The 1,099-nt window shown below is 39.6% G+C and carries 1 protein-coding gene; it reads right to left on the bottom strand.

The window, feature by feature from the left end:
* Positions 1-249: 249 nt before the first annotated feature.
* Complete coding sequence (locus AACW06_RS19680; RefSeq protein WP_192076346.1) at positions 250-846, bottom strand: hypothetical protein; 597 nt, start codon at positions 844-846, stop codon at positions 250-252.
* Positions 847-1,099: the final 253 nt, after the last annotated feature.

The following is a 1,099-nucleotide window of genomic DNA, read 5'->3' as shown; positions in this document are numbered from 1 at the left end:
CCTTGAAAACGATCAATCTCAAGTTGTTCAAGAATCCATTTCGACTAAGCCAACCTGCCGAAAACACGAAACGAATTCTCAATGAAATCGTAGAATTAACCTCAAAAACTCATCCAACACATAACGCCCAATTAAGGGGTGAACAACGCCTCCACCCAACCTAACGCATTGTACCGTAAACACCAACTTTGAAGTAGAAGCAAAAGCGCCAAGCGTTGTGAATCCCTCTTAAATTGCTTGTTATAAATACTATTTCGTAAATTCTGGAAATATACGTTCTACTTCACACCTTAACGGAGCAAAAAAGAACTTTTGACCCAACAATACTAAGCATTCAACTTCTGGATCTAGCAGCTTAAATATTTTCCCAGTAGGGCTATCTGCTAGTTCATGTGAACCTATGATTGGAGCAGGGAAGAAAGATCCTGCCATTTGAGTTAGCAGATATGTATCCATCTTTTCATCGAAATGCTCCCAAGCATTTCTAAGTTCGCGGTTAGCTAAAGGGGAATCATCTGTAAGATTGTAAAGGTTCTTAAGATATTCACCTCTTTGCATTCTCAATGCCCTCTGCTGTTTGTCTTTTTTACGCCCGGATGGTGAAGGCCAAAAATATCTTGATAGAGCCCCGACATGAAGGACAGCTTCTTGCACTTCACTAATTAGTACTGATGCTTCATCTGTTTGAGTAAGTAGGTAGTCATATTGCTTAAAGGCAGCTATAGCTCTTTCAGCAGAATACCTTACTGAGTAGGTATAAAATAGGTTGTGCAGTGGCTGCACACCACCTAACTCAAGTGTGATAGCAGCTCTTCGTTCTAATTCTTCATTATCTATTTCTACCACAATTTTTCCTCGTATTTATAACGCCCAATTAAGGTGTGAAGCACGCGACCACGACACTTAATTTGACCACCGCAGACACTAAACTTAACCCAAACCAAAAATGCCAAGCGTGCTGAATCACTCTTAAATTGTTTGTTATGTGTTTTTTGCACCACAAATTTTTTGTAATACTGCCTCAATGACATTGTCACTGATTTGTTGACTAACTTCTGATGATGAAATCGGATCGGAATTATAAAGAAGTCCATTCCCC

This window comes from Vibrio sp. S12_S33 (assembly GCF_963889785.1).
GTDB classification, from domain to species: Bacteria; Pseudomonadota; Gammaproteobacteria; order Enterobacterales; family Vibrionaceae; genus Vibrio; species Vibrio aestuarianus.
The sequence above is the reverse complement of the archived record's forward strand: the minus strand, read 5'-3'. Positions and strand labels throughout refer to the sequence as shown.